Below are 19889 nucleotides of genomic sequence, written 5' to 3' on the forward strand. Positions count from 1 at the left end.
TGAAAAATCCGAATAGGAAACGCCACCGCCATGTCAGTGACAAAACAAATTAGCCCCCGTCATTGTCGGTTCCGAATTTACCGTCAATGAGAGGTAAAAGTCCCGAAGTTAAGTCTCAGGTATACAACCAGTTAACTCATGGCCAACGGGCCCTTTTTATGTTCCGGGTATTGTTTGATCATGCGTCTCATTCTCTTGATGAGTTTTACAGTTGGATTTCCTATTTGCTTGCGGAACCATCTACTTGGGGTGAAGTTAAAACTGGATTAGAAGTTTTTCAGGCCGATGCCATGCTACAGATTCTTGAGGAGATGGAAAAATTTCTACAAACACGGAATCGGCAAGGAGATTTTCAATCGAGTGAGGTAACTCCACAGGAACTCGCTGATGATTCAGAGCTATTTGAGTATGTAAATCGTCTCTACATAAATTTTCTCGATATCTCACCAGCAACCTTGAAACTTATTAGCGAGTTTATCCAAATCAATCCAGATGAATTTGTAGAGTTTGAAGATTGATCATTATCTTGTGTTGGTGAAAACAGTTATCTATAACGAGCTTTGCTTGGGTCAAATCCTAAATACAAGCAAATCATCCAGAAGCAAGTGAAACAAGGAACTGAAGGTATAATTTGGGATGTACTGAAATTGGATTAGCTCCTTGTTTTATATTTCTCCGTCACCCATCGGAATCCTTTAGATTGATGGATAGCCCAAAACGTGGTTCTATAATAACAAAGCAAATTTTTTCAGAGATGAGGAAGCACACGTGTTTGAGAACTTCTGGTGGATCGTTTACTTAGGAATACTTGGCACCGCTGCTATTGGGATGTTTCTAAAGGGCATGTTTAAGACAACCGTTGCCAAGCTGGACTTTCTAACATCTGTTATAACTTGGATAGGGTTGTTTGGCTACATTACCAAGATACAAATTTTTACACCGATAGTTTGGAAGGTTGTGTTTATTGGGGGCTTGTTGTGGGATGTGATCTTTGCTTTTTTCTTTGTTCAACACCTTGTTGAAGATGAAGGAGAATTGCCTCTCGCACTTAGAGTTTTTAGCTTGCTTCTCCTTACACCTTTGTATTATGGGTTGTACCAGTACGCATGGGCATGAAATGGGACTCATTATGATAACCGGGGGTGGCTCAAATGTTTTCGTTTCAAATTGATGAGGAGATTTCGCTTAAGCTGCTTGAATTAAGAGACGCTGAAGCGTTATTTGCTTTGGTGGTTTAGGGTTTCCTATGGCAATTGGGACGTGCCTGGGAGGCTTGAATCATCAAAAAATTTCCCCCAATTAAACTATTGAAAATCTTGTAAACAGGTTATATAATATCGGTGTGTAAAGAGCTTTAGGTCGTCTGAAATGTTAAGCGCTTAATGTTCAGATAATTTAATCATCTGGGTAGACAGTTGCTACTAAAGGCGATCTTTATGACGGTAGCAAGTTCAAGTTAATGTATGAAGTGCATTGTGGAAAGAAGGAGTAGATCTATGAAACCGACCATCTATGACGTAGCAAAAGGAGCAGGTGTTTCAATAGCTACTGTTTCAAAGGTGATTAATAATCTGCATGTCGGAAAGAAATCCAAAGAAAAAGTTTTAAAAGTGATGAAAGAACTTAATTATAAGCCAAGTGTCCTTGCATCAGCCTTAGCAGGCAAACCAACATCTACGATAGGCTTCCTCTTACCCGATTTGGCAAACCCTTTCGTTGCAGAGATGGCACGCAGAGTAGAAGATCGGGCGCATGAACGAGGCTTTAACCTTGTGATCTGTAGTACCGATTTTGATTCGGAAAAAGAGGCGCTCTACGTTTCGTTATTACGGCAAAAGAGTGTGGATGGGTTTATTTTAGCCGGTAGTTTTAAAAATGTGGAAGTTATTAAAGAATTGCTTGAGGAACACGTTCCGGTTGTGCTTCTTACTGAATCTTACCCTTCTTTATCGGTTAGCAGCGTAAAAGTCGATGATTTCATCGGGGGGTATGAAGTAGCTTCCCACCTAATATCACTGGGTCATGAAAAAATTGCAGTTATTGCAGAAGATGCCAACAGTAGTCAGGAACGTATCCGTGGATATAAGCAGGCGCTGCAGGATAAAGGGCTTGCGATTTATGAAGACATGATTGTGACAAGTGATTCGAGTTCGGAAGATGCGGAACGTGTTGCGGGGGAGTTGCTCGATGCTTCAGATCCGCCAACCGCGATATTTGCCGCCAATGATAAATTGGCGATTTGTGTCCTTCATGCCGCACGTGAAAGAAAATTAAGTATTCCTGATGATCTTTCGGTCGTTGGATTTGACAATAGCGTTTTATCTAAGAGCACTGACCCTTCTTTAACAACAGTTGGACAGCCGATCCAGGATATGTGCTCTCAGGTGGTCGATTTTCTCATAGAAGAGATCGAAGGGAAAAGTACAACAAAACAACGGCTTGTAATGTTGCCGCAGCTTATTATCCGGAAATCGACCGGTGTTTGTCGATTGAAAAATAAGATTTAGAATAACTGCGGTAAAAATTAAGCGCTTAATTTGAAGCCTAGATGCAGCAAAAATTAAGCGCTTAATATGGGGTTTATATACAAATACAAAAATAGAAATCGATACATTTAATATAAATTGAATATTTGCAATATTGTAATTTATATGATTATATCAACGCTTTTTATGAAAACGCTTTCTTTTTATGAGCATACATTAAAAATGGAAGAAGGGGAGTAATAAGATGTCTGAAGTCAAAATTGGAATATTGGGAGCAGGCGGGATTGCTAAGGTACACACCTCGATCCTGAAAAGAGATGAGCGGGTGAAAATTGTCGGCGTAGCCGATATTGCCGAAGAAAGAGCTGCGGCTCTGGCCAACGAGGCGGGAAAAGCGAAGCCGGTCCACACGCTGGAGGATTTATTTGAGCTCGGGGTTGACGCGGTTTATGTCACTACACCGAACACCGTGCATGTGGAGCCTGTGTTGAAATGTCTGGAGAACAATGTGAATGTATTCTGCGAAAAGCCAATGGCCACCTCTCTGGCGGATGCGGAGAAAATTAAGGATGCGGCAGCCAAATCAAAGGCCATATACAATCTTGGCATGAACAGACGGTATGCTTACGTCTATAAAAAAATAAAAGAGTTGATCGTATCGGGCGAACTCACTCCTTTCCTGGCTAACATCAAGATGAACCGGGGAGAGCTGTTGAATCCGCCTTGGACAGCACACCCGGAGTTTACCGGAGGATTTCTTTATGAAACGCCGTTCCATCTGATGGATATGAGCCGGTACTTGTTCGGTGAAGTCCAGACGGTTAAATGTGAGGGCAGACAAAATCTTTCCGATAATGAAATTGATACCTTCGGGATCTTGCTTACCTTTGAATCCGGAACCATTGCGAACTTCGTCACCTACGCGCATGCGGGCTGGAGCGTCCCGTTCGAAAGTTTGGAAGTTTACGGCAAGTATTCGACCGTGGCTACGCAGGAATTGGATAAAGTGATGTATGCGCCGGGGTTGAATCAGCCAGCTCAGATCAGCGATTTCTATCAAGTGCCGGTGGATCACAAGTGGGGTTATGTGGAAGAGGACCGGCTTTTCATCGACGCCATTCTCAACGGGACGAAGCCGCCTGTAACGGCTGAAGACGGATACTTGTCAACTCGCTTGTTGGATGCGATTTATGAAAGCGCAAGAACTGGAAAACAGATCGATTTTCGCCAAAGCGTGCAGCAATAACGGAAGGTCAGGTGGAAGGAATGGGAAAAACGAAGAAAGTCCGAGTGGGCATGGTGGGCTACAAGTTCATGGGCAAAGCTCACAGTCATGCCCTCAGGGACGTACCGTTTTACTTTGATACGGAAGTGGTTCCCGTTTTGCAGGCGATCGCAGGTCGCGATGAGCCAGGGGTCAAGGCAGCAGCGGAAAAGATGGGATGGGCGTCATATGAGACCGATTGGCGCCGTCTCATCGAACGTGAGGATATCGATGTGATCGATATCGTCACGCCAAACAATACGCATGCGGAAATCGCAATTGCGGCTGCGGAAGCGGGGAAGCACGTCATTTGCGAAAAACCGCTGGCCTTAACCCTGGAAGATTCCAAGAGAATGCTCACCGCAGCTGAGAAGTCGGGAATCATACACATGGTTTGCCACAACTACCGGTTTGCGCCTGCGGTCCAATTTGCGAAAAAGCTGGTTGAAGAAGGTCGCCTTGGTAAAATATTTCATTTCCGAGCAACGTTTTTGCAGGATTGGTTGATGGACCCCAATTTTCCGCTCATATGGCGGCTTCGCAAGGAAGTATCGGGTTCAGGCACCCACGGTGATCTTGGAGCCCATAGTATCGACTTGGCGCGTTTCCTGGTCGGAGAGTTCAGCGAAGTGGTCGGCATGATGGAGACGTTCGTCAAGCAGCGTCCGCTCGGCACCGAAATGGATATCAATTTAAGAAGCCGTGCGGTTAGCAGTGAAATGGGCACGGTCGACGTCGATGATGCATCTGCGTTTTTGGCCCGGTTTGAGAACGGCGCACTGGGTGTATTTGAAGTGAGCCGCTTCTGTCGGGGGAACCGAGCGGGCAACCGTTTTGAGATTAACGGTGAAAAGGGCTCGATTCGTTGGGATATGGAAAATATGAACAACCTTCAGGTGTATTTTGCGGATGACGAACCGGGCCTGCAGGGATTCCGCACGATCAATTGCACCGAAGTGGAGCATCCATTTGCCGGAGCGTATTGGCCGCCCGCACATATTATCGGCTATGAACATACTTTTATCAACTTGATGGTGGAAATGATGAACGGTATCGCCAAGGGCCGCAGTCCGCAGCCGAACTTTGAAGATGGTGTACGCAATCAAGCGGTGTTGGAAGCTGTAGAGAAATCCGTTCAAACCGGAACATGGATAAAGATTGCCGACGTTTTAAATAAATAGGTGATGTTAAGGAGATGAAAACCATGGCTGAAGTCAGAATTGGCCTTGTTGGAGCAGGGTGGATGGGGAAAGCGCATACAAATGCATTTGTAAACGCCCAACTCCTCTTTGGGTCGGAATTTGGAAAACCGGTGTTTGAAGTGGTTGCCGACGTGAATATGGATTTGGTCAAACAGGCAAGCCGGCAGCTTGGCTACGCCAGGTATACGGACAATTGGAAGGAGGTCGTGGCCGACCCCAATGTCGATGTTGTCGATATCGCCACGCCGAACGCTTTTCACTATGAAGTGGCCAAGGCAGCGCTGGAGCACGACAAACATGTGTACTGTGAAAAGCCGCTGACCCTCTCTGCAGAACAATCGAAAGAACTCGCCGAGTTGGCCAAGCAAAAGGGTGTAGTCAATTATGTCGGCTACAACAATGTTATGAACCCGGCAACCGCTTACATTAGAGAGCTTGTTGCCTCAGGCAAGCTGGGAACGATCGTGAGATTTTCGGGAACGTACGATCAGGATATGCTTCTGGATGCTTTGCTTCCGATTACGTGGCGGCACATTAACAAGTATTCCGGCAGCGGCGCTCTCGGTGATTTGGGCTCGCATCTTTTCAGCGTCTCCCAGGTCATCCTTGGGGATATCAAGAGAGTCAATGCGTTGTCCAAGATCGTCATCGAGAAGCGGCAAAAGCAAGCCGGTTCATCCGAGTTGGTGGACGTTGAAAATGATGACCTGATCGTGATTACGGCAGAGTATGAAAACGGTGCGATCGGTACGTTTGGAACAAGCAGGATAGCGGCAGGTCGAAAAAATTATCTTTCTTATGAAATTCAAGGCACGTTAGGCTCGGTTTACTATTCTTTGGAAAGTTTGAACGAAGTGCATGTGTACTTCACCTCGGACGAAAGTCGGGATCGGGGATTTCGGAAAGTGTTTCTGGGACCCGATCATGCGGGTTTCAGCGCTTTGAACCCCGCGTCTGGAATTGCAATCGGTTTCAATGACATAAAAATTCTAGAAGTCAATCAATTGCTATCTGCGATAACCAAAGGAACGGACTATGTATGCGATTTCAATTTCGGCTGGAAAATCGATCGGACGATAAGCGCAATTCTTATGTCTGCTGCCGAGAAAAGATGGGTGGATGTCCTGTAAATTTTACGAGGAGGTGAATAAAACGAAGACGGGATGTGTTTTGTAACAACCGTTTGGAAGACAGTTTGCCGCTTTACTATTTCATTAAGGGGGAAATAGTCCATGAAAGCAAAAAGAAGTCTGGTACTGTTTTTGTGCTTGATGTGTTTTGCAGTGATCCTCTCCGCTTGCTCCGGTGGATCGACCCCATCGGGCAATACAGGGACCGGTTCCGGTGACAAAGGCAAAAAGATCGTCATTGGCGCGGCTCTTCCTGACTTTAGCGACAAGTGGTTGAGCTACTTGCAGGACGGTATGAAGCAATATCAGAAAACCCTGCAAGACGTTGATGTAACTTACGTTGACGCACAGAATGACGCCAACAAACAGTTGGCCCAAGTCGAAACCTTCATTTCGCAAAAAGTGAATGCGATTGTAATCGTTCCGGTCGACACGGTTTCCGCAGTGGACATCGTTGCTCGGGCCAATAAAGCAAACATTCCAATTGTCGTCGTGAACAGAATGTTTGATGGCGTAGACAAAGCGACTTCTTATGTTGGATCGGAGTCCATCAAATCAGGAATTATCGAAATGGAAGAAGTGGCGAAATTGCTTAAAGGTAAGGGAAATATCGCCATTATGAACGGACAGATGGGGCATGAAGCGCAAATCAAACGGACAGAAGGAAATAAACAAGTCATCAGCAAGTACCCGGACATGAAAGTGGTGTTGGAAGGGACGGGATCTTGGGATCGGGCAAAAGGTATGGCCTTGATGGAGAACTGGTTGAACTCCGGCCAAAAAATTGATGCTGTCGTATCCAACAATGATGAAATGGCGATTGGCGCGATTATGGCGGCAGAGGCGGCAGGAAAACAAAAGGACATCCTGTTTGCCGGGATTGATGCTACACCGGATGCGTTGGAATTTGTAAAGTCCGGCAAGCTCCAGGTAACCGTATTCCAAAATGCGGCCGGTCAAGGCAAGGGCGGTTTGGAAACAGCCGTTAAAGCGGCAAGAGGCGAAAGAGTCGAAAAATTCGTTTACATTCCATTCGAGCTGGTAACAAAAGACAACGTGGAAGAGTATGTCAAGAAATGGAGTAAGTAATTTGTAAGCAGGAAAAGGTCAACGTGAAAGGACACTTCGTTACGATGTGTCCTTTCACAACCAACAGACATTCTATTAAAAATGAGGGAATCACAATGAGTAAAGATTACATCCTGGAAATGGAGAATATCACAAAGGAATTCTCCGGTGTGAGGGCCTTGGACAACGTGCAGCTCAAGGTGCGCAGGGGTACGGTACATGCATTAATGGGGGAAAACGGCGCCGGAAAGTCCACTCTGATGAAAGTAGTAATCGGGATTTATCGGCCGGATCAAGGCAGCATTACATTCGATGGTGAAACGCTGCAGCTTTCCAATATCAGCAATGCGCTTTCCAAAGGAATATCGATGATTCATCAGGAGCTTAGCCCGGTGCCTCATATGACAGTAGCCGAAAACATATTCTTGGGCAGAGAGCCCAGCTATCCAATCTCCGGAGGTTGGGTAAAAAGCAAGGAGCTTGAAGCTAACACCAGAAAATTGTTTGAACGACTGGACATTCAAATCGATCCCAGGGCCAGGATGTCGGAGCTTAGCATCGCGAACACGCAAATGGTCGAGATCGCAAAGGCGATTTCGTACAATTCCAAGTTAATCATTATGGATGAACCGACATCCGCCATTACGGAAAAAGAAGTCAATCATTTGTTTAAAATTATACACTCCCTGAAAAAAGACGGCGTTTCTATTATTTATATTACTCATAAAATGGAAGAGCTTTGGAAAATTACGGACGAAGTCACAGTTCTGCGTGACGGACAATATGTGGGGACCAAATCGACCAGCGAACTCACCAAAGAAAAGTTGATTGAGATGATGGTCGGCAGGGAATTAAACCAAATCTTTAACAAACCTCCGAAAGAAATTAAAGATGTGGTGTTATCGGTACGAAACTTATCAAAAAAAGGGAAGTTCGAAGATGTAAGTTTTGACCTTAGAAAAGGCGAAATCTTGGGCTTCGCCGGACTCATGGGTTCCGGGCGAACGGAAATATTGGAGAGTATATTCGGGATCACTCCGTATGATAGTGGCGAAATCTATGTGAATGGCGAAAAAAAAGTCATTTCTTCACCGAGGGATGCTATTAAATATGGAATGGGTTTATTGACAGAGGACAGGAAATTAACCGGGCTGTTTCTCCCCCTGTCGGTTCAGGACAACATGATTACCGTAAACATCGACGAATATCTGAAGGCCGGCTTTTTGAACCAAAAGCAAATAGCGGCCGATTGCAGTCAACAAATAAGTCAATTATCGATTAAAACCCCCAATTTGCAGCAGCCGGTTAAATTTTTGAGCGGCGGCAATCAGCAAAAAGCTTTGATTTCCAGATGGCTGCTGCGCAACCCGGACATCCTGTTTTTGGATGAGCCGACAAGAGGGATTGATGTGGGGGCTAAATCCGAAATTTATAACCTCATCTTTGACCTGGCGAAGAGGGGAAAAGCGATTGTCGTCATCTCTTCCGAAATGCCGGAAATCCTCGGACTCAGCGATCGCATTGTGGTCATGCATGAAGGCAAAAAGATGGGTGAGCTTTCAGGCTCTGAAGCCACGCAAGAGAAAATATTGAAGATGGCGACCGGTGATTTGGTCACCCATTAGATAACGTATTGGAGGATGACATAAATGAATGAATTGATGGTGGCTAATGAACAGAAACCGAATAAGCAGGATAACCTGTTTAAAGCCAGAATGGGTTCTTTCCTTAGCCGTTATGGAATGCTGTTGATTTTGATTGCGCTGATCATCTTAATGTCCATTTTGTCTCCCACTTTTTTCACATCGGTGAATTTGCTTAATATTGTCAGACAAATGTCGGTGGTAGGAATTGTAGCTATTGGCGTTACCATGATTATTATTACGACAGGGATCGATCTTTCTTCCGGCTCCGTCATCGCGCTTGTGTCGGTTGTGGTGGCAAGTATGTCTCATCCGGACAGTTATCCGCTGGCTGTTGCGCTTTTGGCAGGACTGGGTTTGGGATTGCTGACCGGGGTTATTAACGGAACCATCATTGCTAAAGGAAAAATCGCTCCCTTTATTGTCACCTTAGGGATGATGACCGCAGCCAGAGGCGCAGCGTTGCTGTACACTGGCGGAAAACCGATCGGTAATTTATCGGATTCCTTCAAGTTCATCGGCCAAGGGAATTTGTTCGGCATTCCTGTGCCGATTCTGATCTTTGCTTTCGTAGGGGTTGTTTCTTATATCATCCTGAATAAAACGAAATTCGGAAAATATATTTACGCCATCGGTGGTAACGAACAGGCCGCTATCATTGCCGGGGTAAATGTGGATAAGTACAAAATCATGATTTACGGTTATGCAGGCTTGCTTTCCGCGATTGCCGGAATCATTCTGACGTCCCGTATCGCTTCCGGTCAGCCTACGGCGGGAATGATGTATGAGTTGGATGCGATTGCGGCCGCTGTTATTGGCGGAACCAGTCTTTCCGGCGGGATCGGCACGATTGGCGGAACGGTCATTGGCGCACTGATCATTGGCGTGATGAATAATGGTCTGGATTTGCTGAATGTGTCCTCGTACTGGCAGCAGATATTAAAAGGGATTATTATCACTGTGGCTGTTTTTATTGATTCCCGGAAAAACAAAAAATCCTAAAAAGAATAGGTTGGGCAGTTATATGAAAATAGCATTCAATCAAGCGACGACGATGAAACACTCCACACTCAAGAAGGATCTGGAGCTTTGTGAAAAATACGGATATGAATTAATTGAAATCAGACTGGATAAATTGAAGGAGTTTTTATTGGATAACACGGTGGAGGATCTGAAATCCTTCTTCGAAACCAACAGAATCAAGCCATATGCTTTTAATGCATTGGAGTTTATCAATTTCAGAGATGAAGCCGGGTATCGACAAATTATTGAGGATTTAAAATTCCTGTGCAATATCGGCGAAGGAATTGATTGTAAAAAAATTATTGTTGTCCCAACCTTTGACATTGGAGACTACACCAAATCTCAGATAAAAGAAGAAACTGCAAGAGTTCTAAATGAGCTTGCAAAACTGGCACAACCCTATGGCGTGAAATTAGCCTTAGAGTTTTGTGGATATCCGAACTGTTCGATCAATACGTTTGGCCAAGCGTATGAAATTGTAAAAGAAGTGAACAGGGATAATGTAGGAATCGTCCTGGATTGCTTTCACTTCCACGCCTTGAACTCAAATATCAAGGACCTGCAGAACGCAGATCCAAATAAGATTTTTGTGTTTCATATTGATGACTGTGAAGATTTGCCTGTTGGGGCATTAAGGGATCATCACAGGGTATGGCCCGGAGAAGGAGCAATTGACCTGGAGTTAATCTTAAGTACATTAAAAGAGATTGGTTATCAGGAAATGGTGTCAATTGAATTATTCAGGCCGGAATATTGGGAATGGGATATCGAAAGAACGATAAAAGTGGGAAAAGAAACAACAGAGAACGTGGTAAGCAAATATTTTGACGTAGAATAATTTTTTAAACAGTAAGTAAAGCGCTTAACACCGAAAAGAAGGTGGGAAACGAACATTATGAAAACGATGAGATTCACTACGGCTCAAGCGTTAATTAAATTTTTGAATCAGCAGTATGTGGAATTTGATGGAAAACAGGAGAAATTTGTAAAAGGGATCTTCACGATTTTTGGTCATGGGAATGTACTGGGTCTTGGCCAAGCGTTGGAAGAAGATCCGGGAGAGCTTGAGGTTTACCAAGGAAGAAATGAGCAAGGAATGGCTCATGCAGCGGTAGCATTCGGGAAGCAAAAGCACCGTAAGCAGATCATGGCATGCACGTCCTCTGTTGGTCCGGGAGCCGCCAATATGGTTACAGCCGCAGCGACAGCTTCTGCCAACAACATTCCGGTTTTATTGCTTCCGGGGGATACGTTTGCCACAAGACAACCGGATCCCGTTCTCCAGCAAATTGAGCACTACCATGATTTGACGGTAACTACCAATGATGCATTCCGAGCTGTCAGCAAATATTGGGATCGGGTAAGCCGTCCGGAGCAATTGATGACCGCCATGATCAATGCCATGCGTGTTTTGACTGATCCTGCCGATACAGGTGCGGTGACAATCGCCCTTCCCCAAGATGTACAAGGAGAAGTGTATGACTTTCCTGAGTATTTCTTCAAAAAACGTGTGCACCGGATTGAACGCCGCGTACCTACCGCCTCGGATCTGAAAGATGCGGTGGAGTTGATAAAAGGAAAGAAAAAGCCAGTCATCATATGCGGCGGGGGGGTTCGTTACTCCGAAGCAGCCGACTCGTTAAAACGTTTTGCTGAGAAGTTCAACATCCCTTTTGGTGAAACCCAAGCCGGCAAAAGTGCGATTGAGAGCACCCACGCATACAATCTGGGCGGGATCGGAGTAACCGGAAACCTTGCAGCGAACCTCATTGCGAAAGAGGCCGATTTAGTGATCGGGGTTGGTACCAGATATTCAGACTTTACCACGGCTTCCAAGCAACTGTTCCAAAATTCTGAAGTGGATTTCTTAACCATCAACGTTTCCGAATACCACGCGTATAAGCTGGATGCGGTAAAGATTGTGGCTGACGCGAAATTAGCCCTTCTCGCTTTGGAAATTGAATTGGAAAAGACAGGGTACCGTTCAGGATACACGCATGAAATTGAATCAGCCAAAGATGCATGGAAAGCAGAACTTAACCGTTTATATCAAGTTCGATACAAAGACGAAGGATTCAAACCTGAGGTGGCCGGTCATCTTGATGAAGTGTTGCCCGAGTTCTATGAAAAATTCGGCTCGTGCTTAACGCAAACGGAAGTGATTGGCCAAGTGAATCAACTGATAGATGAAGATGCCATTATCGTCGGAGCTTCGGGAAGCCTGCCTGGAGATTTGCAAAGAATGTGGGAATCCCGTCGACCAAACACCTACCATATGGAATACGGATATTCCTGCATGGGATATGAAATATCCGGAGCTCTTGGTGTAAAAATCGCTGAACCGGACAAAGAGGTCTACGCTATGGTGGGTGATGGAAGCTATCTTATGCTGCATTCCGAATTGGTGACCAGCATCCAGGAAGGTAAAAAAATCAATGTGCTGCTATTTGATAACGCCGCATTTGGGTGCATCAACAATTTGCAAATGGGGAATGGAATGGGCAGCTTCGGAACGGAATTCCGCTATCGAAACCCTGAAACCGGCCGCTTGGATGGTGGCTTAATGAAAATTGATTTCGCCCAAAGCGCTGCAGGATATGGTGTGAAAACCTATAAGGTTAACACTCTTGAAGAGCTCCAGGGAGCCATTGAGGATGCAAAAAAGCAAACCGTGTCTACGTTGATCGACATTAAAGTCCTTCCCAAGACGATGACCAACGGTTACGAATCATGGTGGCATGTTGGCATTGCAGGCACTTCGATTAATCCCAAAATAAAAGAGGCTTATCTGAATAAGGAAAACAACCTGAAAAAAGCAAGAAAATATTAATCCAAAATCGAGGTGTGCAGAATGACAATGAATCAGACACAAACCAATCACTTCCGGATCGGAATCGCTCCGATCAGTTGGGTCAATGATGATATTCCTGGTCTTGGCGACCACTATACACAAGATCAGGTCTTATCCGAAATGTCTGCTCTTGGGTATATTTCCACCGAAATGGGGCGCCTTTTCATGCAAGATCCTCCGACTCTGAAGGCCAAATTGGAAGAGCACGGGATACAGCTTGCGAGCAAATTTGTGGGAACATTGTTTTCGGATGCGGATCGCCTGGAAGAGGAGCTTCAATCCTTTAGCGAATGGGTCAAATACCTGAAGGAGATGGGCTGCGAGTATGTGATTGTGTGTGAAATGGGCGGCTCTATGCACTGGGATCCCCGACGTTCCCCTGAAGATATGAAGATTCAAAAGCTGACGGATAAAGAATGGGAATCGCTGGTCGAGGGGCTGCATCGGGCAGCAAACATATGCCAGGAAAACGGTATGCTGTTGGTCTATCATTTCCATGCCGGGACTGTCGTCGAAACCGCTGGAGAGATCGACCGTTTAATGGAGGTAACCGACCCTAATTTAGTGCATTTATTGTACGATACAGGTCATGCTCTATATGGAGGTTATGATCCGCTGGAGCTCTTCAAAAAATATCGTGACCGGATTCAATATGTCCATCTGAAAGATGTCCGGCGTGAAGTTCTAGAGCATGTCAGGAAGGAGAATATCGATTTCCGTAGTGCTGTGCTGAAAGGACTGTTTACTGTACCTGGAGATGGGTGTATTGATTTTGTCCCTATCTTTAGGGAATTACTTGAAAGAAACTACAATGGCTGGATCATTGTAGAAGCGGAACAGGATCCCGCTGTAGCCCATCCTTACAAATACGCGCAAATGGCGATGGAATATATTAATGCTACCATCATGTCAATCAAGGCTATGAATCAAAGATAGGAAGGTGGGAGATTCATGAGTGATTTGATAGTCCCCAGTCTCAGACCGGATGAAGAAGGCAAAGTGTTGAGTGTGACCCCGGAATCCGCTGGTTGGAGGTATGTAGGGTTCGAGGTGTATGCCCTGCAGAAAGGGCAAACCTTGAAAAAGGAAACCGGCGATCAGGAAGTTTGTCTCGTTCTTTTGACAGGCAAAGCTCATATCACCTCCAATCATGCAAAGTGGGAAACCGTCGGACAACGCATGAATGTTTTCGAAAAAATCCCCCCTTACTCCGTCTATATCCCATCTGGAGATTCATATGAAGTAGAGGCCGTAACGGATTTGGAATTGGCGATCTGTTTAGCTCCAGGGAAGGGTACGTACCCCGCTCGACTAATCGCCCCTGAAGAAGTTGGCGTTGAGACCAGGGGAGCGGGAAACATCGAAAGAAAGATTCACAACATTCTGCCGGAACAAAAACCGGCGGATAGCCTTTTGGTAGTAGAAGTCTTTACGCCGGAAGGAAACTGGTCCAGCTATCCTCCGCACAAACACGACCAGGATAATCTGCCGGATGAATCTTATTTGGAGGAAACGTATTATCACAAAATCAATCCCGGGCATGGGTTCGCCGTACAAAGAGTATACACGGATGACCGTTCCCTGGATGAGACGTTGATCGTCAAAAATGGCGATGCGGTATTGGTTCCCAAAGGCTACCACCCTGTTTCGGCACCACCCGGATATGAAGTCTACTACCTGAACGTCATGGCGGGGCCGGTTCGTACGTGGAAGTTTCATAATGATCCCCATCATGAGTGGGTGATGGAAAGTAAACTGGCAGCAAAATAGTCGCGGAAGGAGGGGAAAATATGATGAATAATTTGACCTTTGACAGCCGAAAACAAATGGATTTTATCGCAATCGGACGTCTGTGCATCGATTTGAACGCGAATGAAATCAATCGTCCAATGGAAGAAACGGTGACGTTCACAAAGTATGTGGGGGGATCTCCTGCCAACATTACAATCGGAATGTCCCGCTTAGGGATGAAAACAGGGTTTATCGGCCGGGTGGCGGATGATCAAATGGGTCGATTTATTGTGGGCTATCTGGAAAAAAATCAGATTGATACAACCAGTGTGATTACCGACAAATCAGGAAGCGTAACTGGGCTTGCTTTTACCGAAATCAAAAGCCCGGCCGATTGCAGCATCCTCATGTATCGGGATAATGCAGCAGACTTAAAGCTGGAACCAAGAGATGTCAGCGAAGAATATATCAAAAACGCAAAGGCTCTTTTGATTTCGGGAACAGCCTTAGCAAAAAGCCCATCCCGGGAAGCCGTATTTTTAGCCCTCGATTATGCCAGGAAGCATGATGTGGCAGTCTTCTTCGATCTCGACTACAGACCCTACACGTGGACTTCACCAGAGGAGACTGCGGTGTATTACAACCTCGCGGCTGAGAAGTGCGATGTCATTATCGGAACAAGAGAAGAATTCGATAGGATGGAATGCTTTGAACAGAATACCGACCATGATGATTATTTTACAGCCAAAAAATGGTTTGGCTATCATGCCAAGATTGTGGTGATCAAACACGGGAAAGACGGTTCCATTGCTTACACCAAAGAGGGAGAAAGTTTTAAGGGAACGACCTTTCCGGCTAATGTGATCAAGACATTTGGTGCGGGAGATTCCTATGCGGCTGGCTTTATATACGGACTGATGCAAGGATGGGAGATTTCCAGATCAATGGAATACGGCGCTGCAGCAGCTTCCATTGTCATTTCCAGCCATAGCTGCTCCGACGCCATGCCGACAGTAGAACAAATTGACAGCTATATTCAAAAGTGCAAAAACGGAGAATTCGTAGCGAAATAAAAAATAGACCCGCCTTGAAAGGAGAAATCGTGATGACAACAACAACCAGCGTACAAACTCTAAAAAACTTTATCGGCGGTCAATGGGTGGAGTCCACTTCCGGCAAAACCGACATGGTCCCCAATCCAGCCACTGGCGAGACGTTAGCTTATGTACCGATCTCCAACCGCAAGGATTTGGATCGTGCGGTAGAGGCAGCAAAGGAAGCGTTTAAAACTTGGAGCAGAACAGCTGTTCCTCGTAGAGCGCGCATATTATTTAAATATCAGCAATTATTAGTAGAACAGTGGGAGGAGCTGGCTCGCTTAGTTACCTTGGAGAACGGAAAAAGCTACAATGAGGCATACGGCGAAGTTCAGCGCGGGATTGAATGCGTGGAGTTTGCAGCCGGTGCACCTTCGTTAATGATGGGAAGGCAGCTACCAGATATTGCCACAAACATGGAATCCGGAATGTACCGTTATCCGGTAGGAGTGGTAGGAGGGATTACTCCTTTCAACTTCCCGATGATGGTACCTTGCTGGATGTTCCCGCTAGCCATTGCTTGCGGAAATACTTTCGTGCTAAAGCCTTCAGAGCGTACTCCATTATTGGCGAATCGTCTGGCTGAACTGTTTAAAGAAGCGGGATTACCGGATGGGGTTCTGAATATCGTCCATGGTGCTCACGATGTCGTAAACGGATTATTGGAACATCCCGCTGTCAAAGCGATCTCTTTCGTTGGTTCCCAACCGGTAGCTGAATATGTTTATAAAACAGCGGCTACCCATGGAAAACGGGTTCAAGCTTTAGCAGGCGCTAAAAATCATTCCATCGTGATGCCGGATGCAGACTTGAATTTGGCAGTTAAAGAAATTATGAATGCCGCTTACGGTTCAGCCGGTGAAAGATGTATGGCTGCATCCGTTGTTGTTACTGTTGGAGAGGTTGCAGAACCATTCATTGAAAAATTGGTTCTGGCAGCCAATGAGATCAAGATTGGAAACGGATTGGAGGAAGGAGTCTTTTTGGGTCCGGTGATCCGCGATTCGCACAAAGCCAGAACAGAAAAATATATCGAAATCGGAGAAAAAGAAGGGGCCCAATTGGTTCGTGACGGACGCCAGGATGAAGCGGCCAGCCGGCAAGGATATTTTGTCGGTCCTACGATTTTCGATCATGTAACCACGGATATGACCATTTGGAAAGAGGAAATTTTTGCTCCCGTATTATCCGTCGTACGTGTCAACTCCTTGGATGAAGCGATAGAGGTAACGAACCAATCCGCATTCGCCAACGGAGCTTGCATTTATACGCAAAATGGCAGCAACGTACGTAAATTCCGGGAAGAAATTGATGCTGGCATGTTAGGGGTCAACTTGGGTGTGCCTGCCCCGATGGCCTTCTTCCCCTTCTCCGGATGGAAAAATTCCTTCTACGGAGACCTCCATGCCAACGGTATGGATGGTGTAGAGTTCTATACGCGCAAGAAAATGGTAACGGCTCGTTGGTAAAGGAGAACAATTTGATCATGCCTTTGGTTTCACTTAAAGAAATGTTAAACAAAGCGTTACAAGAAAAATATGCCGTAGGGCATTTCAATCTCAACAATCTCGAGTTCGCACAAGCCATTTTGCAGGCTGCCCAGGAGGAGAAGTCGCCTGTCATTCTCGCCGTAAGTCCAGGGTATATTCCTCATTTGGGAGGACTAAAACTGGCTGCATCGATGGTAAGGGCGCTTATGGAGGAATATCAAATCACCGTTCCGGTAGCCCTGCACCTGGACCACGGCTCATCGTTCGAACAGTGTTTACAAGCGATCTATGCAGGATTTACTTCCGTGATGATTGATGCATCCCATTATCCACTGGAAGTGAATATTGCACAGACTAAGAAAGTGGTGGAAGCGGCTCATGCTTTAGGCGTTTCAGTGGAAGCGGAATTGGGCCGAATTGGGGGACAAGAAGATGACTTGATAGTGGATGAAGCCGATGCGATGTACGCAATTCCGGAAGAGTGTGAACGTCTTGTTCGTGAGACCGGTGTTGATTGTTTGGCTCCGGCTTTAGGATCAGTCCATGGTCCGTATAAAGGAGAACCCAGGCTTGGATTCTCTCGTATGGAAGAAATTCAAAAATTGACGGGTATTCCACTTGTATTGCATGGTGGTACAGGTCTTCCGACCCATGATATCAAGAGAGCCATCTCTTTGGGTACAGCCAAAATCAACGTGAATACCGAGAATCAGACGGCATATACCGGGGCGATTCGCCTTGCATTGGAAGAAAATCCGAAGCAATATGATCCTCGAAAATATTTAGGGATCGCAAGGGAAGCGGTCAAGGATACTGTGAAGAGGAAAATGCGTGAATTTGGATCTTCGGGAAAATCCTAATTCCACGAACATGTCGGGGATACGTTCCCATTTTATCTCCATATTTTGAATCATTCATTTTAAAGCGATTCTACAGTGAATGGAAGCTCGAAGAAGAGTGCGACATTATCTATTAAACAGGTGATGAAATGAAGGATCATATTCGTCCGGTGGGGATTATCAGATGACAGTAGCTGATCTGATCAAGATTTATGAAGGACAGGAGTATCATAATCAATTACCGACAGCAGAAGAAAAGACCTATCAATGGAATCAATTTGTAAGGGATTTTAATGCGGATCCAAGCTTATGGGAGCAAGGGATTTGGGGATTGCCCACTTCGCTTTTATCAGGATAGTACGAAGCAGAGATAGGCGAAACTGCTTGTGTCACTTAACAGTGCAGCCCTTTACAATGGGCCGGGATCAAGATAACTTTGTGTAAGGAGCAAGAACTTGGCGGCGCACATTTCTACCGTGTCAGGCCGGGTAACGGAACAAAGGAGAAATCAACCATGAATGATGATTTATACGCGGAAACACCTGATGTTTCCAACTCGGGACAGCTGGAACCGGGAATGCGCGTACTTGTGATGGCCTCTGTTCCGGCCGAGCGGGATGCGATATTGCGGGGGCTTCGCGGCGCCAGTAGGTTCGACGTCCGGGTGGCAGGCGTTGGGCCCGCGGCTGCCGCAGCCAGTACGGCAAAGGCGTTGGCAGCTGCCAAGTACGGTCTGGTAGTGAGTGCGGGCATTGGAGGAGGTTTTGCCGGTCGGGCGGAAGTGGGGTCCCTGGTGGTAGCGAGCGAGATTGTTGCGGCCGACTTGGGAGCACAGACCCCGGAGGGATTCCTCAGCTTGGACGAGCTGGGCTTTGGCTCCACCCGCGTACGGGTCGACGCTGATCTGTTGACCCGGGTGACGGAGGCACTGCGTGCAGCCGGGCTGCCGGTCAATGTCGGCCCGGTGCTCACCGTATCGACCGTGACAGGTAAGACGGCGACCGCCTCTGAACGCGCTGCGCGGGTACCGGGAGCGACCGCCGAGGCGATGGAAGGCTATGGCGTGGCTATTGCAGCCCTCGATCACGGCTTGCCAATTCTGGAGATCCGTGCCATCTCAAACCCGGTCGGTCCGCGTGACCGCGCCGCTTGGCGTATTGGAGAGGCTCTTGAAGCGCTTGAAGCAGCAAGCTCAATATTATTGGAGGTGCTAAGATGAAAATTGCCTTCTCTCCTTGCCCCAACGACACTTTTGTTTTTCACGCATGGGTACACGGGCTGCTGCCCGGTGCGCCCAAGCTTGACGTGACTTACGCGGACATCGATGTCACGAACTATATGGCCGTTAGCTCCAATGGACCGGAAGTGCTTAAAATCTCGTATGCGGCTCTTCCGTGGGTGCTGTCCGAGTACGCACTGCTGCCATGCGGCGGGGCGTTGGGCAGAGGCTGCGGGCCGCTGGTACTGACAACAAGCAATGTGGCCGGTACCAAGGATCCGGCAGCGTTGGCCGGTCGGCGGGTGGCGGTACCCAGTGAGCGGTCGACCGCCTATTTACTGTTCCGGCTATGGGCCGCCCAGCAGGTGCCGGGGGGCGTGGGCGAGATTGTTATTATGCCTTTTCACAAGATCATGCCGGCGGTGCGCGATGGCGTGGTTGATGCCGGGTTGGTGATCCACGAGGCACGCTTCACTTATCCTTCGTACGGGTTAGTCTTATTGACCGATTTGGGCAGTTGGTGGGAGGCCGAAACGAGTCTGCCGATTCCGTTGGGAGCGATCATTGCCCACCGGTCACTGGATCTGGACGCGATCGCCGGTTGGATTCGCGCATCGGTCGAGTACGCGTGGGCAAACCCGGATGTCTCGCGGGAGTACGTGCTGCACCACGCCCAAGAAATGTCCCCTGAGGTAGCACAAGCGCACATTGACTTGTACGTGAATAAGTTCACCGCGAATTTGGGCGAGGAAGGGTATGCGGCGGTAACCGCCCTGCTAAGCCGGGCCTCGCAAGAAGGGTTAGTACCGAAACTGGATCTGTCGTCGCTGCGGTAAAGGGAGAAAT

General features: G+C 46.7%; 19 protein-coding genes. All 19 read left to right on the top strand.

Annotated features, from left to right (window positions below; translation table 11 throughout):
- Positions 1–158 precede the first annotated feature (158 nt).
- The 19 genes from EFBL_RS06555 to EFBL_RS06640 all read left to right on the top strand — a co-directional run bounded on the left by EFBL_RS06555 (position 159) and on the right by EFBL_RS06640 (position 19879).
- Positions 159–518: a hypothetical protein gene (locus tag EFBL_RS06555; RefSeq protein WP_096181344.1), complete on the top strand. Its 360-nt coding sequence runs from the start codon at positions 159–161 to the stop codon at positions 516–518.
- Positions 519–768: 250 nt separating this feature from the next.
- Positions 769–1116, top strand: a complete 348-nt coding sequence (locus tag EFBL_RS06560; protein ID WP_096181345.1) for a hypothetical protein — start codon at positions 769–771, stop codon at positions 1114–1116.
- A gap of 380 nt (positions 1117–1496) precedes the next feature.
- Positions 1497–2507, top strand: coding sequence for a LacI family DNA-binding transcriptional regulator (locus tag EFBL_RS06565; protein WP_096181346.1), 1011 nt, complete (start codon positions 1497–1499; stop codon positions 2505–2507).
- Positions 2508–2730: 223 nt separating this feature from the next.
- On the top strand, positions 2731–3732 hold the full coding sequence (locus EFBL_RS06570) for a Gfo/Idh/MocA family protein (protein WP_096181347.1): 1002 nt from the start codon (positions 2731–2733) through the stop codon (positions 3730–3732).
- Positions 3733–3752: 20 nt separating this feature from the next.
- A complete protein-coding gene (locus EFBL_RS06575) occupies positions 3753–4931 on the top strand; it encodes a Gfo/Idh/MocA family protein (RefSeq protein ID WP_096181348.1) in 1179 nt (392 codons plus the stop codon).
- A gap of 23 nt (positions 4932–4954) precedes the next feature.
- Positions 4955–6082: a Gfo/Idh/MocA family protein gene (locus EFBL_RS06580; protein WP_096181349.1), complete on the top strand. Its 1128-nt coding sequence runs from the start codon at positions 4955–4957 to the stop codon at positions 6080–6082.
- Positions 6083–6184: 102 nt separating this feature from the next.
- Positions 6185–7171, top strand: coding sequence for a sugar ABC transporter substrate-binding protein (locus EFBL_RS06585; RefSeq protein ID WP_096181350.1), 987 nt, complete (start codon positions 6185–6187; stop codon positions 7169–7171).
- Between the two features lie 95 nt (positions 7172–7266).
- Positions 7267–8775, top strand: a complete 1509-nt coding sequence (locus EFBL_RS06590) for a sugar ABC transporter ATP-binding protein (RefSeq protein WP_096181351.1) — start codon at positions 7267–7269, stop codon at positions 8773–8775.
- Positions 8776–8799: 24 nt separating this feature from the next.
- Positions 8800–9795, top strand: a complete 996-nt coding sequence (locus EFBL_RS06595; RefSeq protein WP_096181352.1) for an ABC transporter permease — start codon at positions 8800–8802, stop codon at positions 9793–9795.
- A gap of 22 nt (positions 9796–9817) precedes the next feature.
- The gene (locus EFBL_RS06600) at positions 9818–10654 is read left to right on the top strand and encodes a sugar phosphate isomerase/epimerase family protein (RefSeq protein WP_096181353.1); all 837 of its coding nucleotides are present in this window, start codon (positions 9818–9820) and stop codon (positions 10652–10654) included.
- Positions 10655–10711: 57 nt separating this feature from the next.
- Entirely contained in the window at positions 10712–12646 is a 1935-nt protein-coding gene (gene iolD / locus EFBL_RS06605) for a 3D-(3,5/4)-trihydroxycyclohexane-1,2-dione acylhydrolase (decyclizing) (protein ID WP_096181354.1), read from the top strand.
- A 27-nt stretch (positions 12647–12673) separates the two neighbouring features.
- Positions 12674–13603 (top strand): myo-inosose-2 dehydratase, encoded by a 930-nt coding sequence (gene iolE / locus EFBL_RS06610; protein ID WP_172899659.1) that lies wholly within the window; start codon positions 12674–12676, stop codon positions 13601–13603.
- A gap of 15 nt (positions 13604–13618) precedes the next feature.
- The gene (gene iolB, locus EFBL_RS06615; RefSeq protein WP_096181356.1) at positions 13619–14437 is read left to right on the top strand and encodes a 5-deoxy-glucuronate isomerase; all 819 of its coding nucleotides are present in this window, start codon (positions 13619–13621) and stop codon (positions 14435–14437) included.
- A 23-nt stretch (positions 14438–14460) separates the two neighbouring features.
- Positions 14461–15471: a 5-dehydro-2-deoxygluconokinase gene (iolC, locus tag EFBL_RS06620; RefSeq protein WP_096181369.1), complete on the top strand. Its 1011-nt coding sequence runs from the start codon at positions 14461–14463 to the stop codon at positions 15469–15471.
- Between the two features lie 32 nt (positions 15472–15503).
- A complete protein-coding gene (locus EFBL_RS06625; RefSeq protein WP_096181357.1) occupies positions 15504–16964 on the top strand; it encodes a CoA-acylating methylmalonate-semialdehyde dehydrogenase in 1461 nt (486 codons plus the stop codon).
- 17 nt (positions 16965–16981) lie between these two features.
- Entirely contained in the window at positions 16982–17845 is an 864-nt protein-coding gene (fba, locus tag EFBL_RS06630; RefSeq protein ID WP_096181358.1) for a class II fructose-1,6-bisphosphate aldolase, read from the top strand.
- A gap of 163 nt (positions 17846–18008) precedes the next feature.
- Positions 18009–18182 (top strand): hypothetical protein, encoded by a 174-nt coding sequence (locus EFBL_RS20470; protein ID WP_165912751.1) that lies wholly within the window; start codon positions 18009–18011, stop codon positions 18180–18182.
- A 156-nt stretch (positions 18183–18338) separates the two neighbouring features.
- The gene (locus EFBL_RS06635) at positions 18339–19043 is read left to right on the top strand and encodes a futalosine hydrolase (protein ID WP_207907625.1); all 705 of its coding nucleotides are present in this window, start codon (positions 18339–18341) and stop codon (positions 19041–19043) included.
- A complete protein-coding gene (locus tag EFBL_RS06640; protein WP_096181359.1) occupies positions 19040–19879 on the top strand; it encodes a 1,4-dihydroxy-6-naphtoate synthase in 840 nt (279 codons plus the stop codon). The genes EFBL_RS06635 and EFBL_RS06640 overlap by 4 nt, the downstream gene beginning before the upstream one ends.
- The last annotated feature ends 10 nt before the right edge of the window (positions 19880–19889 follow it).

The sequence above is a fragment of the Effusibacillus lacus genome (assembly GCF_002335525.1).
Lineage (GTDB): Bacteria > Bacillota > Bacilli > Tumebacillales > Effusibacillaceae > Effusibacillus > Effusibacillus lacus.